The 19,166-nt window shown below is 68.8% G+C and carries 19 protein-coding genes; 11 read left to right on the forward strand and 8 right to left on the reverse strand.

All coding sequences use genetic code 11. The annotated features are described in order from the left end of the window. Positions 1 to 8: 8 nt before the first annotated feature. The 3 genes from BLR91_RS17205 to BLR91_RS17215 are packed head-to-tail and all read right to left on the reverse strand — an operon-like array spanning position 9 to position 3,665. Positions 9 to 1,136, reverse strand: coding sequence for a bifunctional 2-methylcitrate synthase/citrate synthase (locus BLR91_RS17205; protein ID WP_089879706.1), 1,128 nt, complete (start codon positions 1,134 to 1,136; stop codon positions 9 to 11). A gap of 57 nt (positions 1,137 to 1,193) precedes the next feature. Beyond that, a complete protein-coding gene (gene prpB, locus BLR91_RS17210; RefSeq protein WP_089879703.1) occupies positions 1,194 to 2,093 on the reverse strand; it encodes a methylisocitrate lyase in 900 nt (299 codons plus the stop codon). Next, positions 2,094 to 3,665, reverse strand: a complete 1,572-nt coding sequence (locus tag BLR91_RS17215; RefSeq protein WP_089879700.1) for an MmgE/PrpD family protein — start codon at positions 3,663 to 3,665, stop codon at positions 2,094 to 2,096. Between the two features lie 31 nt (positions 3,666 to 3,696). Here BLR91_RS17215 and BLR91_RS17220 point away from each other — a divergent pair, with 31 nt between their 5' ends. Then, complete coding sequence (locus BLR91_RS17220; protein WP_018189188.1) at positions 3,697 to 4,335, forward strand: LysE family translocator; 639 nt, start codon at positions 3,697 to 3,699, stop codon at positions 4,333 to 4,335. A gap of 59 nt (positions 4,336 to 4,394) precedes the next feature. Here the strand turns inward: BLR91_RS17220 and BLR91_RS17225 are convergent, their stop codons facing one another. Then, entirely contained in the window at positions 4,395 to 4,925 is a 531-nt protein-coding gene (locus BLR91_RS17225; RefSeq protein WP_089879697.1) for a YbhB/YbcL family Raf kinase inhibitor-like protein, read from the reverse strand. 9 nt (positions 4,926 to 4,934) lie between these two features. Next, the gene (locus BLR91_RS17230; RefSeq protein WP_197674320.1) at positions 4,935 to 5,711 is read right to left on the reverse strand and encodes a polyprenol monophosphomannose synthase; all 777 of its coding nucleotides are present in this window, start codon (positions 5,709 to 5,711) and stop codon (positions 4,935 to 4,937) included. 153 nt (positions 5,712 to 5,864) lie between these two features. Between BLR91_RS17230 and trhO the strand changes: the two genes are divergently transcribed. Together trhO and BLR91_RS17240 are read left to right on the forward strand one after the other, a co-directional pair. Next, on the forward strand, positions 5,865 to 6,752 hold the full coding sequence (gene trhO, locus BLR91_RS17235) for an oxygen-dependent tRNA uridine(34) hydroxylase TrhO (RefSeq protein WP_089879691.1): 888 nt from the start codon (positions 5,865 to 5,867) through the stop codon (positions 6,750 to 6,752). Positions 6,753 to 6,852: 100 nt separating this feature from the next. Continuing rightward, on the forward strand, positions 6,853 to 8,439 hold the full coding sequence (locus tag BLR91_RS17240) for a Na+/H+ antiporter (RefSeq protein ID WP_231946231.1): 1,587 nt from the start codon (positions 6,853 to 6,855) through the stop codon (positions 8,437 to 8,439). Here BLR91_RS17240 and BLR91_RS17245 read toward each other — a convergent pair. Beyond that, on the reverse strand, positions 8,432 to 9,925 hold the full coding sequence (locus BLR91_RS17245; protein WP_089879688.1) for an LssY C-terminal domain-containing protein: 1,494 nt from the start codon (positions 9,923 to 9,925) through the stop codon (positions 8,432 to 8,434). The two genes, BLR91_RS17240 and BLR91_RS17245, sit on opposite strands and share 8 nt — an antisense overlap. 45 nt (positions 9,926 to 9,970) lie before the next feature. On the opposite strand from BLR91_RS17245, the gene BLR91_RS17250 reads away from it, so the two are divergent. Genes BLR91_RS17250 through BLR91_RS17260 form a run of 3 tightly spaced genes read left to right on the forward strand, consistent with a single transcriptional unit; the run spans position 9,971 to position 12,254 of the window. Then, positions 9,971 to 10,747 (forward strand): isocitrate lyase/PEP mutase family protein, encoded by a 777-nt coding sequence (locus BLR91_RS17250; RefSeq protein WP_089879686.1) that lies wholly within the window; start codon positions 9,971 to 9,973, stop codon positions 10,745 to 10,747. A 57-nt stretch (positions 10,748 to 10,804) separates the two neighbouring features. Beyond that, a complete protein-coding gene (locus tag BLR91_RS17255; RefSeq protein WP_089879683.1) occupies positions 10,805 to 11,827 on the forward strand; it encodes an MDR family oxidoreductase in 1,023 nt (340 codons plus the stop codon). Between the two features lie 28 nt (positions 11,828 to 11,855). Continuing rightward, positions 11,856 to 12,254 carry a DUF1304 domain-containing protein gene (locus BLR91_RS17260; protein ID WP_018189180.1) on the forward strand — a complete coding sequence of 133 codons (399 nt, stop codon included), beginning with the start codon at positions 11,856 to 11,858 and terminating at the stop codon, positions 12,252 to 12,254. Positions 12,255 to 12,300: 46 nt separating this feature from the next. Here BLR91_RS17260 and BLR91_RS17265 read toward each other — a convergent pair whose 3' ends face one another. Continuing rightward, entirely contained in the window at positions 12,301 to 13,584 is a 1,284-nt protein-coding gene (locus BLR91_RS17265; protein WP_089879679.1) for an FAD-dependent oxidoreductase, read from the reverse strand. Between the two features lie 23 nt (positions 13,585 to 13,607). On the opposite strand from BLR91_RS17265, the gene BLR91_RS17270 reads away from it, so the two are divergent. Next, the gene (locus tag BLR91_RS17270) at positions 13,608 to 13,997 is read left to right on the forward strand and encodes a DUF1304 domain-containing protein (RefSeq protein WP_018189178.1); all 390 of its coding nucleotides are present in this window, start codon (positions 13,608 to 13,610) and stop codon (positions 13,995 to 13,997) included. A gap of 11 nt (positions 13,998 to 14,008) precedes the next feature. Here BLR91_RS17270 and BLR91_RS17275 read toward each other — a convergent pair whose 3' ends face one another. Continuing rightward, positions 14,009 to 14,395: a hypothetical protein gene (locus BLR91_RS17275; protein WP_089879675.1), complete on the reverse strand. Its 387-nt coding sequence runs from the start codon at positions 14,393 to 14,395 to the stop codon at positions 14,009 to 14,011. A 107-nt stretch (positions 14,396 to 14,502) separates the two neighbouring features. On the opposite strand from BLR91_RS17275, the gene BLR91_RS17280 reads away from it, so the two are divergent. The 4 genes from BLR91_RS17280 to BLR91_RS17295 all read left to right on the forward strand — a co-directional run bounded on the left by BLR91_RS17280 (position 14,503) and on the right by BLR91_RS17295 (position 19,151). Further along, positions 14,503 to 15,684 carry an ROK family transcriptional regulator gene (locus BLR91_RS17280; protein ID WP_020076075.1) on the forward strand — a complete coding sequence of 394 codons (1,182 nt, stop codon included), beginning with the start codon at positions 14,503 to 14,505 and terminating at the stop codon, positions 15,682 to 15,684. Positions 15,685 to 15,822: 138 nt separating this feature from the next. Next, positions 15,823 to 16,941, forward strand: a complete 1,119-nt coding sequence (locus tag BLR91_RS17285) for an ABC transporter substrate-binding protein (RefSeq protein WP_018189175.1) — start codon at positions 15,823 to 15,825, stop codon at positions 16,939 to 16,941. A gap of 129 nt (positions 16,942 to 17,070) precedes the next feature. Continuing rightward, positions 17,071 to 17,901 (forward strand): ATP-binding cassette domain-containing protein, encoded by an 831-nt coding sequence (locus tag BLR91_RS17290; RefSeq protein WP_018189174.1) that lies wholly within the window; start codon positions 17,071 to 17,073, stop codon positions 17,899 to 17,901. Further along, positions 17,898 to 19,151, forward strand: coding sequence for a sugar ABC transporter permease (locus tag BLR91_RS17295; RefSeq protein ID WP_018189173.1), 1,254 nt, complete (start codon positions 17,898 to 17,900; stop codon positions 19,149 to 19,151). The genes BLR91_RS17290 and BLR91_RS17295 overlap by 4 nt, the downstream gene beginning before the upstream one ends. Positions 19,152 to 19,166 lie beyond the last annotated feature (15 nt).

The raw sequence follows: 19,166 nt of genomic DNA on the forward strand, positions 1-19,166 counted from the left end.
CCGGAGGGTCAGCGCTCCAGGTGACGCTCCGCCGGGCCGGTGTACTGCGACAGCGGCCGGATCAACGAGTTGGCGGCGTACTGCTCGAAGATGTGCGTCGTCCAGCCGGTGACCCGTGCCGCCGCGAACAGCGGAGTGAACGTCTCGGTGTCGAAGCCCATCAGGTTGTAGGCGGGACCGGACGGGTAGTCCAGGTTCGGCTTGATGTTCTTGCGCTCGCCCATCGCGCTCTCCAGAGCGTCGTACAGGTCGAGGAGGTCGCGACGGTCGTAGTGCTCCGCGAGGACCACCAGCGACGCACGCATCGTCGGGACGCGGGAGTCGCCGTTCTTGTACACGCGATGGCCGAAGCCCATGATCTTGCGCTTCTCGGCGAGAGCCGCGTCGAGCCACTCCTCTGCGCGGTCGGCGCTCTGGATCTCGTCGAAGGCGTGCATGACGGCCTCGTTCGCGCCGCCGTGGAGGGGGCCCTTCAACGCTCCGACGGCACCGGTCACTGCCGAGTAGACATCCGACAGCGTCGAAGCGATCACCCGAGCCGTGAAGGTCGACGCGTTGAACGAGTGCTCCGCATACAGGACGAGCGAGACGCGGAACGCGTCCACGACCACGTCGTCCGGCACCTCGCCGAACGTCATCCAGAGGAAATTGCGCGAGTAGTCGAGGTCGTCGCGAGGCTCCACCACATCGAGACCGCGGCGGCGGCGCTGGATGTAGGCAACGATGGCGGGCAGCTGCGCGAACAGGTAGATGGCGCGGCCCTCGTTGAGTTCCGGGTCGAGGATGCTGTCGGGCTGCTGCAGCGTGGCGTCGAGGCCGCCCAGCTGGCTGACCGCGGTTCGCAGGGCGTCCATCGGGTGAGCCGACACCGGGATGTCATCCAGCGCGCGGCGCGTGCGGTCATCCAGTCGGCGCAGCGACCGCTCCAGGGACTCGAAGGCGACCAGCTCATCCGCAGTCGGCAGTTCGCCATGCCACAGAAGGTAGGCGACCTCTTCGAACGAGCAGTGCTCGGCCAGCTCCTGGACCGGGTAGCCGCGATACAGCAGCGAGTTCGTCTGCGGGTTCACCGAAGAGATGGTCGTCGTGTCCACGACGACACCGGCGAGGCCCTTGTGGATCTCGGGGTCGGTCATGTGAGCTCCTTCGCTGCTGACGGGATGGCCGCAGGTGAGCGGCATCGAGAGAGGGCGCTACTTCCGCACGTCGAAGTTGTACACCGACGTGTCGAAGGCGTTGTAGCCCTCGTAGTCAATCAGGTCGTACAGATCGGCGCGATGCTGCATGTCGTCCAGCATCGGCTTCAACGTCCCCTCGCCGACCAGTTGGTCGAGGCCACGCTCGGCGGCGCCCATCGCCAGGCGCAGAAGGGATACCGGCCAGATGACGATGTTCACGCCGACGTCACGCAACTGGTCGACGGTGAACAGGTCGCTCTTTCCGAACTCGGTCATGTTCGCCAGCACCGGCACGTCCACGGCGGCACGGACGGCCTCGAACTCGGACAGATCAGCCATCGCCTCGGGGAACAAGGCGTCGGCGCCGGCATCGACCAAGGCCTTCGCGCGGTCGATCGCCGCGGCGAGACCCTCGACAGCACGAATGTCCGTCCGCGCCATGATGAGGAGGTTGCCATCGCGCCGAGCATCCACGGAGGCCCGGATGCGCTTCAGAGCGGTGTCCTCATCCACCACCTGCTTGCCGTCGAGGTGACCGCACCGCTTGGGATTGACCTGATCCTCGATGTGCAGGCCGGCGACGCCGGCATCCTCCAACGCCTGAACCGTGCGGGCGACGTTCATCGGCTCGCCGAAACCGGTGTCCGCATCGACGAGCGCAGGCAGGTCCGTCATGCGCGTGATCTGCGCGGATCGGCTGGCGACCTCCGTCTGCGTGGTCAGGCCGATGTCCGGCAGGCCGAGGTCTGCGGAGAGGACGGCGCCCGAGATATAGACGCCCTCGAAGCCCTTGCGCTCGATCAGGCGCGCGCTCAACGGATTGAACGCCCCGGGCATGCGGATCAGCTCACCCGACGCCAGCCGGGCTCGGAACGCTGCACGCTTCTCGTGCGCGGGAACCGACGAATACAGCATTTAGAAGAGTCCCTTCGGCGCGGGGGTCGCGGCCAGAAGTCCGGGACGCGCGGTGATGGTGAGGCCGGCCAGTTCGGAGGCGCTCAGTTCGGGCAGACGTTGGGCCAGCGCCAGGAATCGCTCGATCTCGTCCTGCTCCAGAACGTCGGCCGCGAGCATGCGGAACTTCGCGACGTAGTCCGCCCGGGCGAAGGGCCGAGCACCCAGCGGGTGAGCATCGGCCACGGCGATCTCGTCCTCGATGACCCGGCCGTCAGCCAGACGGATCACCACGCGACCACCGAAAGCCTTCTCCGAAGGGTCGGTGGAGTGGTAGCGGCGGGTCCACTCCGGATCCTCCGATGTCGTCACCTTCCCCCACAGCTCGACGGTGTCCGGGCGAGCCGCACGCGACGGCAGGTACGACTCCACGTGGTGCCAGCCGCCGTCTTGAAGGGCAACCGTGAAGATGTACGGGATGCTGTGGTCGAGCGTCTCGCGCGATGCGGTCGGATCGTACTTCTGCGGGTCGTTCGCGCCCGAGCCGATCACGTAATGCGTGTGGTGGGACGTATGGATGACGATGCTCTCCACACGAGACGGGTCGGCCACCTCCGGATGCTCGCGGTGCAGCTTCCTCGCGAGGTCGATCCAGGCCTGGGCCTGGTACTCAGCCGAATGCTCTTTGGTGTACGAGTCGAGGATCGCCCGCTTCGCCTCTCCTGCGTCCGGCAGAGGCACGTCGTACGACGCGTCCGGACCGTCGAGCAGCCAGGCGATCACGCCGTCCTCGCCCTCGTAGATCGGGGTCGGGCTGGTCTCGCCACGCAGTGCCCTGTCGATCGCCTCGACCGCCATCTTGCCGGCGAAGGCGGGCGCGTGGGCCTTCCAACTGGAGATCTCGCCCTTGCGCGACTGACGTGTCGCCGTGGTCGTGTGCAGCGCCTGTCCGATCGCCTGGTAGATCGTCTCGGCCGGGAGGCGGAGCAGAGTGCCGATGCCCGCCGCGGCGGACGGTCCGAGGTGGGCGACGTGATCGATCTTGTGCCGGTGCAAGCTGATCGCCCGAGCGAGGTCGATCTGGATCTCGTAGCCCGTCGCGATGCCGCGGACGAGGTCCCGGCCAGTCAGCCCATAAGCCCGCCCGGCGTGCTGTGCGACCGCGGTGATCGGAGGGATGTTGTCACCGGGATGCGAGTACTCGGCGGCGAGGAACGTGTCGTGATAGTCCAGCTCCCGCACCGCGACTCCGTTGGCCCAGGCCGCCCACTCCGGCGAGACGCGGACGGTCTGCTGCTCACCGAAGACGGTCGAGCCGTCCTGCGGGTGCTCCACCGACTCGGTGAGTTCCTCCAACTGGCGGGACGGGATCGGGTGCGCGAGAGCCTGCGACCGCGCCGAGACCACCGGCCGTCGGGTCAAGGACGCTGCGGCGACGGCTGCGTTGTCGATCACCCGGTTGATCACCATCTCGGTGACGTCCGCATCCACCTCCACCGGGTCGGTCGCGACCTGCGCGATCTTCCATGCGAGCTGGTCCTGACGGGCGAGGTTCTCCTCGCTGCTGTGCACACGAACGTTGTGGAGCTTCACGTAACGAACCTACCTCCCCTACGCTCGGCTCATGGTTCCCGGCCCATCGCTGCTCGCGTTCGCCCTCGCGTCGATCGCGCTCATCGTCATCCCCGGGCCGAGCGTGCTGTTCGTGATCGGGCGCTCTCTGGCGCTGGGACGGCTGGGCGGTCTGCTCAGCGTCGTGGGGAACGCCCTGGGAATGCTCCCGCTCGTGATCGCCGTGGCCCTGGGGATCGGCGCGGTCGTCGCGCAATCCCTGGTCCTGTTCACGATCATCAAGTTCGCGGGTGCCGCCTACCTCGTCTACCTGGGCATCCAGGCGATCCGTCACCGGCGGCACACCGCGGTCACCCACGAGGCCGCTCCGCCCCGGCGATCCTGGATGCGCATCCTCGGCGAAGGATTCGTCGTCGGGCTGACGAATCCGAAGTCGCTCGTCTTCTTCGTCGCGGTGCTCCCGCAGTTCGTCGACTATCGCGCGGGCGGGATCCCCCTGCAACTGTTCGAACTCGGGGTGATCTTCCTCGTGCTCGCGCTGATGTTCGACAGCGTGTGGGCGCTCGCCGCCGGCACCGCCCGTCAGTGGTTCGGGCGCTCGCCCAAGCGCGTGGAACGGCTCGGAGCAACGGGAGGCGTCCTCATGATCGGCCTCGGCGGTGTGCTCGCCTTCACCGGCGTCAAGCACTGAAAACGCAGCGTGCCGGCGCCAGCTCGAATCGCTGACGCCGGCACGCTCACGAACTCCGATCAGATGTCCCCGGCGGTGGCGACGGGCGCGATCACCGCCCGGGCGAGCGTGTGGAAGTGCACGTTGAAGCCGAGAACGGCCGGCGTCGACTCGGGGTCGAGGTCCAGGTGCTCGACGTCCAAGGCGTGGACCACGATGTCGTAGCGGTGGGTTCCCGTCCCGGGAGGAGGTCCGGCACCCGTGAAGCTCTTCGACCGCATCTCGTTCGAGAGCATCGACGCGCCTGCAGGCAGGTTCGCTCCGCCCTCTGCGCCGGCGCCCGCCGGAAGCTCGGTGACGGAGGCAGGGATGTTGTAGACGGCCCAGTGCCAGAAACCCGAACCCGTGGGGGCATCCGGGTCGTGGATGGTCACCGCGAAACTCTTGGTCTCCGCAGGGAAGCCGCTCCACGAGAGCTGGGGCGAGACGTCGCCGCCGCCACTGCCCGCACCCCACTGGGCGCGAGACAGGGGACGTCCGTCGGCGACATCCTCACTGGACACGATGAAAAGGGGGACAGCGCCGAAGCGCTCCAGAGGATCGTTGGCCATGCAGCCACGCTACGCCCGCGCGGCCGATTCCGTCTCCGCCGGCGACGGACGCCTGCGGAACCGTCGAGGCAGACCGGTCAGACCCCACAGAGTCACTCGCAGCATCGCCTCCACCACGATGCCGCCACCCATCTTCGACGCGCCGCGTTCCCGCTCCACGAAGGTAATGGGCACCTCGACGATCCGCAGGCGCGCGTCGTAGGCGCGACGCGTCATGTCGATCTGGAAGCAGTAGCCCTGACTCTCGGTGCGGTCGAAATGCAGCCGCCGCAGCGCGTCCGCGGTGAACGCGCGGTAGCCGCCCGTTACATCCCGTATCGGCAGCCCGAGAGCCAGCCGCGAGTATGTGCTGCCCCCGCGGGAGATCAGGCGACGACGAGCCGGCCAGTTCACCACGCCACCGCCGTCGACCCAGCGTGAGCCCAGGACGACATCGGCGCCTGTCGGCAGCTCAGGCGAGCGAACCGCGTCCAGAAGACGCGGCAGCTGCTCCGGCTGGTGCGAGCCATCGGCATCCATCTCCACCACGACTTCGTAGCCGGCGTCGAGCGCCCACTGCATCCCCGCTCGGTAGGCGGCCCCCAGGCCGTCCTTCCCGGTGCGGTGCAGGACGTGCACGCTGGCGTCGGTCGCGGCGAGCGCGTCCGCCAGCTCACCCGTGCCGTCCGGCGAGTTGTCGTCGACGATGAGCACGTCGGCGTCCGGCACGGACGCGCGCACCCGTCCGACGATCGAGCCGACGTTCTCTCGCTCGTCATAGGTCGGGATGATGACCAGGGTTCGCAACAACCCGCCTTTCTGTCAGGGGCACGCCCCGGAGGAACGCATTCGACCCTGTCCTACCAGTCTGAACGGCAGGCGAACGAGACTGCGGGCGTTCACAGCCTCCACGATCCTACGATCGGGTCCACTCCGGAACCGCTCGCCTACGATGAGGCGGTGGCCGTACCCAAGATCCTGCTCTTCTACGTCTTCGCGCCGCTCGCCGACCCGGAAGCCGTCCGGCTCTGGCAGCGGGAACTGTGCGAACGTCTGGGACTGCGGGGGCGCATCCTGCTCTCGCCGCACGGGATCAACGGGACACTGGGCGGCGAGCTCGACGCTCTCAAGCGCTACCTCCGAGTCACCAAGGAGTACGAGCCGTTCCGACGCCTCGACGCCAAATGGAGCGAGGGATCCGGCCTTGATGCGGACGGCGCGAGCATCGACTTTCCGCGCCTCTCGGTGAAGGTGCGTGACGAGATCGTCTCCTTCGGGGCGCCCGACGAGCTGGCGGTCGATGAGAACGGCGTGCTCGGCGGCGGCGAGCGCCTAGCCCCCGAACAACTGCACGCGCTCGCCGCGGAACGCGACGACCTCGTCTTCTTCGACGGCCGGAACCGCTTCGAAGCCGGGATCGGCCGCTTCCGTGACGCGGTCGTACCCGATGTGGCCAACACGCGAGAGTTCGTCGCAGCGCTCGACAGCGGGGCCTACGACCACCTCAAGGACAAGGCCGTCGTCACCTACTGCACCGGCGGCATCCGCTGCGAAGTGCTGTCGTCGCTCATGCGCTCCCGCGGATTCCAGCAGGTCTACCAGCTCGAGGGCGGGATCGCCCGCTACGGCGAGACGTACGGCGACGAGGGACTCTGGGAGGGTGCCCTCTACGTCTTCGACGGGCGCGGCTCGCTCACCTTCAGCGACCACGCCGCCATCCTCGGGCGGTGCGTCACGTGCGGCGAGGCGACCAGCCGGATGCGGAACTGCTCCGACCCGGCCTGTCGCGAGCAGCTCGTGGTCTGCGACGACTGCGGGATCGCGACCTGCGAGGCCCACGCCGCCTGAGCGACGGCGAAACCGTCCACATCGCCGAGGGCGAACGCGTTCTCCACCGACTCGCGGGAAACCTTGGCGGCCTCTCCGTGTTGCCGCCATCATGAACAGCATGGATCCGGTCTCCACCATCGTCTGGATCGTGTCGTTCGTCGTCGTCACGGTCACGGTCACCGGCCTGTCCCGACGGGTCGGCTGGTCGGCCCCCGTCGTGCTCGTCTTCGTCGGAGCGGCCGCATCCTTCGTACCGGGCGTTCCGGAGGTGACACTGGAACCGGAGGTCGTCCTGCACGGCCTTCTCCCGCCCCTGCTCTTCGCGGCGGCGATCCAGACCTCGATCGTGGATGTGCGTGCCAGGCGCGACGGCATCCTGCTGCTGTCCGTCGGGCTGGTGGCGTTCACGGTCGTGGTGGTGGGATTCGCGACCTACCTGGTGGTCCCGGCCATCACTCTCGCGGCCGCGTTCGCCTTCGGTGCGGTGGTCGCGCCGACCGACACGGTGGCCGTACAGGCGGTCGCCGGCCGGGTGAAGCTCCCGCGGCGACTCGTCACCGTGCTGGAGGGCGAGAGCCTGCTCAACGACGCCACGGCCCTCGTCGCGCTCAACGCCAGCATCGCGGCGATCGTCAGCGTGGTGAACCCGGTCGCCGTCGGCGTCGACTTCGTGCTCGCCGTCGTGGTCGGCATCGGTGTCGGACTCCTCGTGGGGCTCGTCCTCGCGGCGATCCGCAAGCAGTTGAGGTCGCCGGTGCTCGACACGTCGCTCGCGCTGGTGACGCCATACCTCGCGTTCATTCCGGCCCAGCTGTTCCACGGTTCCGGCATTCTCGCGGTGGTCGTCGCCGGGCTGTACCTCGGTTACCGCTCCCCCACCATCCAAACGGCGGAGGCTCGGATCGCGGAGACGATCAACTGGCGGACGGTCAGCTTCCTGCTCGAGAACGCCGTCTTCCTCTTCATCGGGCTCGAGCTGCGGTCGATCCTCACGGCAGCCTTCACGTCGGGCATCACGGTCCCGCAGACGATCGTCATCAGCATCGTCGTGCTGCTGGCCATCTTCCTCGCGCGCTTCCTGTGGATGATCGGCACGACCGCGCTCTACCGCTACGGTCCGCAGCGGCTACGGGAGCGCGGCTGGTCGTGGCCCACGGGCATCGCCGTCTCCTTCGCGGGTATCCGTGGTGTGGTGACGTTGGCCGCGGTGTTCCTCCTTCCGGAGGACACGCCGCATCGGGAGTTCCTGCAGTTCCTCGCGTTCGTCGTCGTGGTCGGCACGCTGCTCGAAGGTCTCGCGCTGCCCTGGGTGATCCGCAGGCTCAAGCTGCCGCCGCCTGACTTCGCGCAGGAGGCCAGCGAGATGCAACGGCTGCTCGCCGAGGCGCAGTCAGCAGGGCTCGAGCACCTGGAATCGCAGGTCACCGGCGACGAGGACGAACGGGTCATCCAGCGGTTGCGGATCAATGCGCTGTTCCTGTCCGACGCCCTGGAGAACCCGTCGCCGGACGATCGCACCGACCTGCCGCTCGAGTACCGGCGCCTGCGCCGGACCATGATCACCGCCGAACGTCAGGCGGTGCTGGAGGCGCGGGCGGAAGGGCGCTACCAGGAGCCGGCGGTGCGGTCCGTGCTCGCCTTCCTCGATGCGGAGGAGTCCGCGCTCAAGGCGGGCGGAGCCGACGGGAAGAAGCCGCTCATGTGAGCGTGGTCGAGTCCGCGGGCGCTGAGCCGGCAGGCGGAGAGCCGGCAGGCGGAGAGCCGGCAGGCGCGGAGCCGGCTGGCGCAGAGCCTGCGGGCGTCGACCCTGCGGTCGCGAGCGGCGCAGCGGCGGGATGTCTGCGACCCCGGCGGGCGCGCGGGCGCCGAGCCCACAGGCGGGAGCGCTTCGAGGACAGGGCGAGCACCACCAGGATGTCCAGGGCCAACCCCAGCAAGTTGTTGCGCAGCGAGATCTGCGGGCCGCCGTTGAAGTAGTCGATCGCCGAAACGATGATGATCAGCGAGCTGTACGACATCGCGGCGATACGGGCCCAGTTGCTCCCGAAGAACACCAGCAGGGCGAGCAGGAAGTACAGCACCAGTCCCGCGCCGAACGCCCCCATCGCGATGCCGAGCACCAGGCTCACCGCGTCGCGCTCGCTCGCCGTCACCACCTCGCCGGCCAGTTCCGACATCACGAAGCGCTGCCAGTCGAGCAGGTTCAGCGCGATGTAGCCGACGCCCGCCAGCACACGCAACGCCATCAACAGCGCGCCGAGCGCCGTCGGCACGGGACGGCGCTCCGCCAGAGCCTCGCGGCGGGCATCCGCGTCGGCCGCGACCGTCGCGGCCTGCGCATCCACCGGGACCGCGCGGAGATCCACGATCGGGAGGTCGCCGTCCGTCTCGATCGTGTCACCACCGCCGTTCCGCGAGTGGTACCCGGTCGAGAAGTCACGGATCACGGAGACCTCGGCCCCCACGTCCGCGGCCAGGAGTGTCGACACGATGTGGTCGCGCTCGATGTCGGTGTTCGCGTCGATCTTGTGCGTGATCTGCAAGGTGAACAGCGAGAAGCCCACCGAGCGGTCGAACGTCCCGGCCGCCAGCCAGTCCACCCCGTAGCCACCCGGGAGCAGCCACCCCTCCGGACACCGCCAGAACCGCACGTGGTGCCGCTTCGCCGGATTGCCCTTCACCTCCTGCTGGTACGCCACATCCTGCTGACGGCCGAACAAGAAGAGCGGGCTCACCGGCGCCTCGTCATAGCTGCGCCGCAACAGCGTCGACGTGATGATCCGGCGGCTCGAACGCAGGGTGACATCGTCCGCGCGCGTCCAGCCGGCCTCGCGCATCGCGTCGTCCAGCTGCGCCTCCGACCCGAGCAGCGCCAGGTTGATCGGGTCGCCGAGCAACCCGTCGCTCGTGCGCGCGCGGCCGATGAAATAGTCGGGGACGTAGATCTCGGTCAGGATGCGGTGCAGCCGCGGGAGCACCAGATAGGCGAGCACCACCCAGAACACCACGAAGAAGAGGATGAGGAACCAGCCCCACTCGAAGCTGTCCGTGAGCAGCAGCACCGCCAGCCAGACCGCGGCGACACCGCCGAACACGAAGAACGCGTAGTCGATCACCGTGCTCGCCGAGGCACGCCGGCCCGGCGCCGATCGGCTCTTCGGCACCTCCATCGGCTCCCCCGTGCGGGCCATGCCGCCATCCTAGAGCGAGGACCCGCCGCGACGTAGGGTGAGCGCATGACAGACATCCAGGCGCGTGGCGCCGAACTCCGCCGACTGCACGATGCACCCGAGCTGCTGCAGGTCGTCAATGTCTGGGATGCGATCAGCGCCCGCGTGATCGCCGACCTCCCCGACACCCGCGCCCTCGCGACCGCGAGCCACTCCATCGCGGCAACCCTCGGCTACGAGGACGGCGAGAAGATCCCGCTCGACCTGATGCTCGACATGGTCGGGCGCATCGTCGCGGCCACCGACCTGCCCGTGAGCGCCGACCTCGAAGGCGGCTACGGCGACTCCGGCGAGACCATCCGGCGCGCGATCGGCGTCGGAGCGGTCGGCGCCAACCTCGAAGACCAGCTCCGTCCCTTCGACGACGCCGTCGCCTCCGTGCGGGCCGCGATCCGGGCGGCGGACTCCGAAGGCGTGCCGTTCGCGCTGAACGCCCGGACCGACGTGTTCCTCCGTGACACCTTCCCGACCGACCACGAGAAGGTGGAGGAGGCGATCCGACGGGGCCGCGCCTTCCTGGACGAGGGCGCCACGTGCGTGTTCGTCCCCGGCAAACTTGACGAGCGGACTGTCGAACAGCTGGTCGGCGGCCTCGGCGCGCGCAAGCTCAGCGTCATCGCCGTCCCGGGATCGGTCGCCCCGACACGGCTGGAGGAGCTGGGCGTCGCCCGCGTCTCCTACGGGCCGTGGACACAACGGGTCGCCCTCACCGCACTCAAGAACACGGCGCTCGAGCTGTACGCGGGCGGGGCGCTGCCCCGCGGCACGGAGCAGCTCAACTGAGGCAGGCGGCCGCAGGGCCGCCCGAGGCCCCAGAACCGCCCGGCGTAGGGTGAGGGCATGAGCGATTTCCGGGCGATCGTGATCGAGCAGCAGGTCGACGGCGGACGGATCACCGCACACACCGCCGAGGTCCGGCGCGTCACCGACGACTTCCTCATGCCGGGGGATGTGACGATCGACGTCGAGTTCACCGACCTCAACTACAAGGACGGCCTGGCCATCGGCGGGCGGCCCGGTGTCGCCCGCGTCTCGCCGCTCATTCCGGGGATCGACGTGGTCGGCACGGTCCGGCTCTCCGACGACCCGCGGTGGCGTCCGGGCGACCGGGTCGTCCTCAACGGCGCCGGACTCGGCGAGAACCACCACGGCGGGATGGCGGAAAGAGCGCGCGTGAACGGCGACGCCCTGGTCCGCATCCCCGACTCCATCACCTCCGAGCAGGCGGCCGCCATCGGCACGGCGGGCTTCACGGCGATGCTGGCCGTGCTCGCACTCGAGCGGAACGGCGTGGATCCTCAGGACGTGACCGACCGCGGCGACAGCGTCCTCGTCACGGGTGCGGCGGGAGGCGTCGGCTCGGTCGCCATCGCCCTCCTGGCGAAACTGGGTTACCCGGTCACCGCATCCACCGGCCGAGTGGAAGAGGCGAGCGACTACCTGACCGACCTCGGCGCCACGACGATCATCGACCGGTCGGAACTCGACGCACCGGGCAAGCCCCTGCAGTCGCAGCGCTGGGCCGGCGCGGTCGACTCCGTCGGCAGCCAGACCCTTGCGACGGTGCTCGCGCAGACCCGTTACGGCGGCACGGTCACCGCGTGCGGCCTGGCGCAGGGCCCCGACCTTCCGGCGACGGTGCTCCCGTTCATCCTGCGCGCGGTCTCACTGGTCGGGATCAACTCGGTGGATGCGCCTGCAGCGCTGCGCGAGACCGCGTGGCGTCGGCTCGCCACCGACCTCGATGAGGAGGCGCTCGCCGCGATGACGCGTTTCGTCCCGCTCGCGGAGGCGATTCCGGCAGCCGAGGACATCCTGGCCGGGCGCCTGCGCGGCCGGACTGTGGTCGACGTGCGCGGCTGACCCGCAGAACGCTCGGTATGCTGGCGCCATGATCGTCGTCGCCACCGTCGTGGTCACCCTCGCCGCCGCCCTCCATATCGCGATCTTCTTCATGGAGAGCGTCGCCTGGACCCGTCCGACGGTCTGGCGCCGGTTCGGCGTGGCCAGCCAGGAGGCGGCCGACACCGTCCGGCCGATGGCGTACAACCAGGGGTTCTACAACCTCTTCCTCGCGATCGGCGCGGTCGTCGGCCTGATCCTCTACGGCGTCGGCCAGCACGCGGCCGGGCTCGCGCTCATCATCTTCACGACGGCGTGCATGGTCGCGGCGGCCGTGGTGCTCGTCACGACGGGCCGCGGCTACCTGCGCCCCGCGCTCATCCAGGGATCCCTGCCGCTGATCGGCCTGGCCCTCCTCCTCATCGGGCTCGCCACCGGCCAGAGCTGATCGTTCAGAGTTGACCGTTCAGAGCTGACCGTTCAGCGCTGACCCGTCAGCGCAGCTCCGGCGAGACCGACTCCGGCCGGAGCCCGCGCCCGATCAGGCGGGAGCTGACCGCCTGCATGCCGGGCGTCGCCACGGCGAGCGCCGCGCGCAGCACCGCGGGCATCGACTCCGGGAGCAGCCGCACGCCCTCGGGCCGCGAGATCGTCCGATGAGCGGCGAGCTGGATGCGCTGCATCCCCGCGACCGCGGGCATCCGCCGCCGCTGGATGCCGTCGAGCAGCCGCAGATCGACCTCGGCGGAGTCGACCTCGGCCGAGGGGCCGCTCGCTGCCGCGGAAGCGCTCGCCGCCACCGGCCCCAGTTCACGCAGCGTCGCCGTCAGCGCGTTGGCCGTTGCGACCGCATCCTGAACCGCATAGTTGACGCCGACGCCGAACGCCGGCGACATCGCGTGGGCGGCATCCCCGATCGCCAGGAACCCCCGCCTGTACCAGCGCGGAAGCCGGTCGATCTGCACGCTCAGCAGCTTCACCTCATCCCAGTCGGTGATCGTCTCGAGCGTCTCCCGCAGGTGCGGCGCCGCGTCGATCACCGCTCGACGGAAAGCGTCGAGCCCGCCGGCGTGCAACTCTCCGTATCCGCCCTTCGGAATGATCAGCCCGACCTGGACGTAGTCGTGACGCTCGATCGTGACGACCATGCCGCCTCCTCCGACGTACGCCAGCGTGTGCGCGGGGAGGTCGTCCGGCTTCGGGATGCGGAACCACAGCACGTCGATCGGCACCCCGAAGCGCCGGGGGCGAAGGCCCGCCTGCACCCGCAGCTCGGAGGCGCGGCCGTCCGCCGAGACGGTCAACCGGGCGCGGATCTCGAGGTCGCCGTCCGGGCCGTGCGCGACCACGCCGCGGACCGCATCCTCCTCCCAGATCAGCTCCGTCGCCTCCGTCTGCATCAGCAACCGGAAGTTCGGATGGCGGCGGGCGTCCTCGGCGAGGAAGTTCAGGAAGTCCCACTGCGGCGCGAGCACGAGGAAGTCGTCCGGCGGAGCGAGCCGACTGAAGTCGATCGGGTGGAGGCGGTTGCCGTTCACCACCACGTCCAGGGCTCGGACGCTGGTGTGCGGGAGGCCGAGGAAGCGCTCGCGCAGCCCCAGTTCGCCGAGCACCCCGATGGTCGACGGGTGGATGGTGTCCCCGCGGAAGTCGCGGAAGAAGTCGGCGTGCTTCTCGAGCACCACCACGTCGACTCCGTTGCGCGCCAGGATCAAGCCCAGCATCATCCCGGCCGGCCCGCCCCCGGCGATGACGCACGTCGTGTTCAACGTCTCCATGGTCGGCAGCGTATCCTCCCGGCATGGCGATCATCGGGAGCGTCCTCATCGCCGCGGCGGCGCTCGTGCACCTCGTGTTCTTCGCGATGCAGAGCGTGCTCTGGTCGGCGCCCGGCGTGTGGAGCCGGTTCGGTGTCGGCTCCCAGCACGACGCGGACGTCGTGCGACCGGTCGCCTACAGCCAGGGCTTCTACAACCTGTTCCTCGCCGGAGGAGCGCTCGTCGGGCTCGTGCTCTACTGGACGACGCTCCACGACGTCGGCTTCGGCCTCATCTTCTTCTGCGGCGTCTGCATGGTGCTCGCGTCGCTGGTGCTGCTCACCATCGGCCGGAGGTTCTGGGTGGCCGCGCTGCTGCAGGGCGGGATCCCGCTGGTCGGGCTGATCCTGTTCGTGGTCGCCGAGAACGCCTGAACGCCTGAGGGTCAGTCGATGATGCCGCCGTCGGCGGCCAGCTCGCTGCCATCGACGCGCAGCGCCTCCACCAGTCGGGCCGCGTGCGGGGTCGACACGATGATGCGCGAGTACTCCTCGCCGTCGAGGTCGATCACGACGGCTGCACGCTGCTTGCCCTTGATGAGAAGGAAGTCTTTGCCGCCGTGAAACTTCCACGTCCCGATCGACAGCGTCAGCGGGACGGCGGCGCCCGGCGCGCGGATGCCGCGGATCCAGATCCACGGGTCCTCCGTGATGGCGACCGAGCGGATGCTGTCCCGCGGCACCACCAGATCCTCCCGCTTCATGGCCAGCACCTTCTCGGCCCGCGTGAGGTGGATCTCCAAGCGGTCGGGGTGAACGTGCAGGTCGGCCATAGCTCTATCCTGCCAAGCCGGGCCGCCCAGATGGTCATAGGAATCTCACAAAGCCATTACTTTCACTTTTGATCGACCCCCTTCCCCGGCCATGTATCCTTCTCGTCGTGGCAACGCAGCGACGAACTCCGGGTTCGCAGACTTCACTTCGTGAAGCCAACCGAGCCCGCATCGTCGACGCCATCAAGAAGCACGGAGGCCTCACGCAGGTCGAGCTGGCGGGGGCGACAGGGCTCTCCCCGGCGACCGTCTCGAACATCGTCAAGGAGCTCTCGACCTCCGGCGTCCTGCATACGACGCAGAGCATCCGTTCGGGCCGCCGCGCCCAGCACGTCACGCTGGCGCACGCGCTCGGCCTCGTCGTCGGCGTGCACTTCTCGACCAGGCACCTGCGCGTCGCGCTGGCGGACGTCGCCCACACCGTCGTCGCCGAGAACCACATGCCGCTCGCCCGTGACCACCGCGCCGACAACGAGCTCGACAAGGTCTCGCTGCTCCTGAACGACATGCTCGAATCGGTGGACGCGTCCCGCGACGACCTGCTCGCCGTCGGGATCGCGGTCCCCGCTCCGATCGACCGGGCGACCGGGACGATCGCCCGCAGCGGCATCATGCGCGGCTGGGACGGCGTCGTGATCGCCGAGTCGATGGAACGCCGGATCAAGCGCCCGGTGTTCGTGGACAACGCCGCCAACCTCGCGGCTCTCGGTGAATCGCGTTTCGGCGCAGGACGCGGCAAGCGCAACACCATCACGATCGACGTCGGCGACGGGATCGGCGCCGGCCTGCTGCTCAACGGCCAGCTGTTCCGCGGAAACCACGGCGTCGCCGGCGAATTCGGCCACACGACGATCCGCGAGAACGGACCGCTCTGCCGCTGCGGCAACCGCGGCTGCCTGGAGGCTCTGGCCGGTGGACCCGCCATCCTGGACGAGCTGCGCGACCACCTCGGCAGCCTCAAGCTCGGCGACGTCGTCCTGCAGGCGATGGCCGGGGACGCGCGCTGCATCCGCGCGATCGGCGACGCGGGCCGCCACATCGGCGTGGCGACGGCGAACCTCTGCAACCTGATCGATCCGGAGCGCGTGATCGTGGGCGGCGAGCTGTCCCGCGCGGGCGAGCTGCTGCTCGGCCCGATGCGGCATGCCGTCGAGCGCTCGATCATCGTCAACCCGGACCTCATGCCGGACATCGTCCAGGCCCAGCTCGGGATGCGCGCCGCCGCGCTCGGGGCCGTGGCCTACGCCGTCGACTGCGTCTCGATCTCGCCGGACGGCGTCTCGTTCTGACCCTCCGGACCGGATGTCCCCCGAAGACGGTGGGAACCGTTATCGAAACCATTGTCTTCAACTCTTGACGCCAAACTCCCCGACTGGCACACTCAACGCAGCCGCCAACGAAGGCGGTGCCGAATCGGAGGTTTTTCAATGAAGATCGCCACCAAGAGAGCGGTCATCGCGTCGGCCGCGATCCTGCTCACAGCCGTCACCCTCACAGCGTGTTCGAACGGATCCGGAAACGGGTCCGGCGGAGGCAGCACCGGCGACGCCGCCAACGCCCAGATCGGCCTCCTCCTCCCGGACTCGGTCACCGCCCGTTACGAGGCGGCCGACAAGCCCTTCTTCGAGGCGAAGGTCAAGGAGCTCTGCTCCGGCTGCAAGGTCCTCTACGCGAACGCCGACGGAGACGCCAGCAAGCAGCAGCAGCAGGCGGAGTCGATGCTCACCCAGGGCGTCAAGGTGCTCGTGCTCGACCCGTTCGACGGCGAGGCCGCCGCATCCATCGTGGGTGAGGCCAAAGCCAAGAACGTTCCGGTCATCTCCTACGACCGCCTGATCAACAGCCCCGACAGCGACTACTACATCTCGTTCGACAACGAGAAGGTCGGCCAGCTGCAGGGTCAGGCCCTCGTCGACAAGCTCAAGAAGGACGGCGTGCCCTCGGGCAGCGGCATCCTCATGGTCAACGGATCCCCGACCGACAACAACGCGACCCTCTTCAAGAAGGGCGCGCACAGCGTCATCGACTCCAGCGGCTACAAGGTGCTCGCCGAGTACGACACACCAGGATGGGACCCCGCGAAGGCCCAGGACTGGGTGTCCGGCCAGGTCTCGCAGTTCAAGGACCAGATCAAGGGCGTCTACGCGGCGAATGACGGCACCGGCGGTGGCGCCATCGCGGCCATGAAGGCGGCCAACCTGAGCCCGTTCCCGCCCGTCACCGGACAGGACGCGGAACTCGCGGGCATCCAGCGCATCCTCGCCGGCGACCAGTACATGACTGTGTACAAGGCCATCAAGCCGGAGGCGGAGAAGGCCGCGGAGCTCGCGGTCGGTCTCACCAAGGGTGACAAGCCCAAGGGCGACACCACGGTCGACACCGCGGGCGGCGCAGCGATCCAGTCCTTCCTGCTGACCCCGGTGTCGGTGACGACGGACAACATCGAGAGCACGGTCGTCAAGGACGAGTTCTACGGCTCCGACTCGGCAGCCAAGATCTGCACCGCCGACTACAAGGCCGCGTGCGACAAGTACGGCATCAAGTAACCGATCAACGGATGCCCGGCCCGGACAGCGCCTCCCCCGCAACAACGGGGAGGCGCCCCGGGCCGGGTTCCGCTCTACCCTGAGAACAGGAAGCATGCAGCGCACAGCTCGAAGGAGAACGCCGTGACCATGGAATCCGCGATCGTGGACGAGGAGCGGTCCTCCCGCCGTCCCGTCCTCTCCCTGCGGGGGGTCTCGAAAGGGTTCGGCGCCGTCCAAGCGCTCACCGACATCCACCTCGACGTCTACCCTGGGGAGGTCGTCGCCCTGGTCGGCGACAACGGCGCCGGCAAGTCGACGCTCGTCAAGATCCTCGCCGGCGTCCACCCGCAGGATGCGGGGACGATCGAGTTCGACGGCCAGGAGGTGAACATCCCCTCGCCCGCCGCCTCCCGGCAGCTCGGCATCGCCACCGTCTTCCAGGACCTCGCCCTGTGCGACAACCTCGACGTGGTCTCCAACCTCTTCCTGGGCCGCGAGATCAGCAAGGGAACGCTCGACGAGGAGGAGATGGAGAAGCGGTCGTGGAGCCTGCTCCGGCAGCTGTCGGCCCGCATCCCCTCGGTCCGCATCGCCGTCGCGTCGCTCTCCGGCGGACAGCGGCAGACCGTCGCGATCGCCCGGTCGCTGATCGGCGACCCCCGCGTCGTCATCCTCGACGAGCCGACCGCCGCCCTGGGCGTCGCGCAGACCGCCGAAGTGCTCAACCTCATCGAGCGGCTGCGCGAGCGCGGACTCGGCGTCATCCTGATCAGCCACAACATGGCCGACGTGCAGGCCGTCGCCGACCGCGTCGCGGTGCTGCGTCTCGGCCGCAACAACGGCGACTTCCGCGTGCCGGAGGTCAGCTACGAGGAGATCATCTCCGCCATCACCGGCGCGACCGACAACGTCGTGGTGCGTCGCGCCGAGCGGCTCATGGAGGCCGAAGAATCCACCGAACGGAGCCCGGAAGCATGACAAAGGCACCAGAGACGCCGGCCGAGCTGGCGGCGGACCTCCAGGACGAGCGGATCATCCGCGACGAGGGGCTCGGCGGAGCGGTCCGCGCCTTCGGACGCCGGGTGCGCGGCGGCGACCTCGGATCGCTGCCGGTCGTCATCGGACTCGTCGTGATCTGGGTCGTGTTCCAGATCCTCAACCCAAACTTCCTCAGCGCGAACAACCTGGTCAACCTGACGCTGCAGTGCGCCGCGATCGGCACGATCTCGATCGGCATCGTGCTGGTGCTGCTGCTCGGCCAGATCGACCTGTCGGTCGGGTCGGTGAGCGGTGTCGCCGCGGCCATCCTCGGGGTCGGCTTCACCCAGCTGCACTGGCCGCTGTGGCTCACGGTGATCGTCGCCATCCTCGCCGGTTCGGCGATCGGGCTGCTCTACGGCTTCCTGTTCACCCGCTTCGGCGTCCCGAGCTTCGTGATCACGCTGGCCGGTCTGCTCGGCTTCCTCGGCCTCCAGCTGTGGATCCTCGGCGCGAACAGCTCGATCAACATCCCCTACGACTCGTGGATCGTGAAGTTCGCGCAGCAGTGGTTCCTCCCGCCGTGGGCGGCGTACGCGCTGGCGGTGATCGCGGCGGGCGGGATGTTCTTCTCCGACTTCCGGCGCAACGTCCGCCGCCGCAACGCCGGGCTCTCTGAGGGATCGATGGCGGTGGTCGCCATCAAGGCCGCGCTGCTGCTCGTCGGACTGTGCATCAGCGTCTGGTACCTGTCCACCGACCGCGGCACGGGAGCGATGTTCCTGTTCTTCGTCGTGCTCGTGATCGTGATGAACTTCCTCCTCACCCGCACCCGCTGGGGCCGCTCGGTCTTCGCGGTCGGCGGCTCGGTGGAGGCGGCCCGTCGAGCCGGTATCCGCGTCAACCGCGTCTTCATCAGCGTGTTCATCCTGTGTTCGACCTTCGCGGCCGTCGGCGGCCTGCTCGCCGCCGCCCGCCTGGCGTCGGTGGGAGCGGGCTCTGGTGGAACCGATACCAACCTGAACGCGATCGCGGCGGCGGTGATCGGCGGAACGAGCCTGTTCGGTGGACGCGGTTCGGCGTGGTCGGCGCTGCTCGGCATCCTGGTCATCCAGTCGATCTCGAACGGTCTGACGCTCCTCAACCTGGACTCGTCGTACCGCTTCATGATCACGGGCGCCGTGCTGCTGCTCGCCGTGATCATCGACTCGCTGTCGCGGCGCTCGAGGGCGTCGCACGGCCAAGCCTAGGGACTCCGGTCCCGT

The sequence above is a fragment of the Leifsonia sp. 466MF genome (assembly GCF_900100265.1).
GTDB lineage: Bacteria > Actinomycetota > Actinomycetes > Actinomycetales > Microbacteriaceae > Leifsonia.

What these genes read in the sequence shown, in the direction of transcription:
- BLR91_RS17205 (WP_089879706.1), bottom strand. Translation starts at nt 1,136, where the DNA reads ATGACCGACCCCGAGATCCACAAGGGCCTCGCCGGTGTCGTCGTGGAC.
- prpB (WP_089879703.1), bottom strand. Translation starts at nt 2,093, where the DNA reads ATGCTGTATTCGTCGGTTCCCGCGCACGAGAAGCGTGCAGCGTTCCGA.
- BLR91_RS17220 (WP_018189188.1), top strand. Translation starts at nt 3,697, where the DNA reads ATGGTTCCCGGCCCATCGCTGCTCGCGTTCGCCCTCGCGTCGATCGCG.
- BLR91_RS17225 (WP_089879697.1), bottom strand. Translation starts at nt 4,925, where the DNA reads ATGGCCAACGATCCTCTGGAGCGCTTCGGCGCTGTCCCCCTTTTCATC.
- BLR91_RS17240 (WP_231946231.1), top strand. Translation starts at nt 6,853, where the DNA reads ATGGATCCGGTCTCCACCATCGTCTGGATCGTGTCGTTCGTCGTCGTC.
- BLR91_RS17245 (WP_089879688.1), bottom strand. Translation starts at nt 9,925, where the DNA reads ATGGCCCGCACGGGGGAGCCGATGGAGGTGCCGAAGAGCCGATCGGCG.
- BLR91_RS17250 (WP_089879686.1), top strand. Translation starts at nt 9,971, where the DNA reads ATGACAGACATCCAGGCGCGTGGCGCCGAACTCCGCCGACTGCACGAT.
- BLR91_RS17255 (WP_089879683.1), top strand. Translation starts at nt 10,805, where the DNA reads ATGAGCGATTTCCGGGCGATCGTGATCGAGCAGCAGGTCGACGGCGGA.
- BLR91_RS17260 (WP_018189180.1), top strand. Translation starts at nt 11,856, where the DNA reads ATGATCGTCGTCGCCACCGTCGTGGTCACCCTCGCCGCCGCCCTCCAT.
- BLR91_RS17265 (WP_089879679.1), bottom strand. Translation starts at nt 13,584, where the DNA reads ATGGAGACGTTGAACACGACGTGCGTCATCGCCGGGGGCGGGCCGGCC.
- BLR91_RS17270 (WP_018189178.1), top strand. Translation starts at nt 13,608, where the DNA reads ATGGCGATCATCGGGAGCGTCCTCATCGCCGCGGCGGCGCTCGTGCAC.
- BLR91_RS17275 (WP_089879675.1), bottom strand. Translation starts at nt 14,395, where the DNA reads ATGGCCGACCTGCACGTTCACCCCGACCGCTTGGAGATCCACCTCACG.
- BLR91_RS17285 (WP_018189175.1), top strand. Translation starts at nt 15,823, where the DNA reads ATGAAGATCGCCACCAAGAGAGCGGTCATCGCGTCGGCCGCGATCCTG.
- BLR91_RS17290 (WP_018189174.1), top strand. Translation starts at nt 17,071, where the DNA reads ATGGAATCCGCGATCGTGGACGAGGAGCGGTCCTCCCGCCGTCCCGTC.
- BLR91_RS17295 (WP_018189173.1), top strand. Translation starts at nt 17,898, where the DNA reads ATGACAAAGGCACCAGAGACGCCGGCCGAGCTGGCGGCGGACCTCCAG.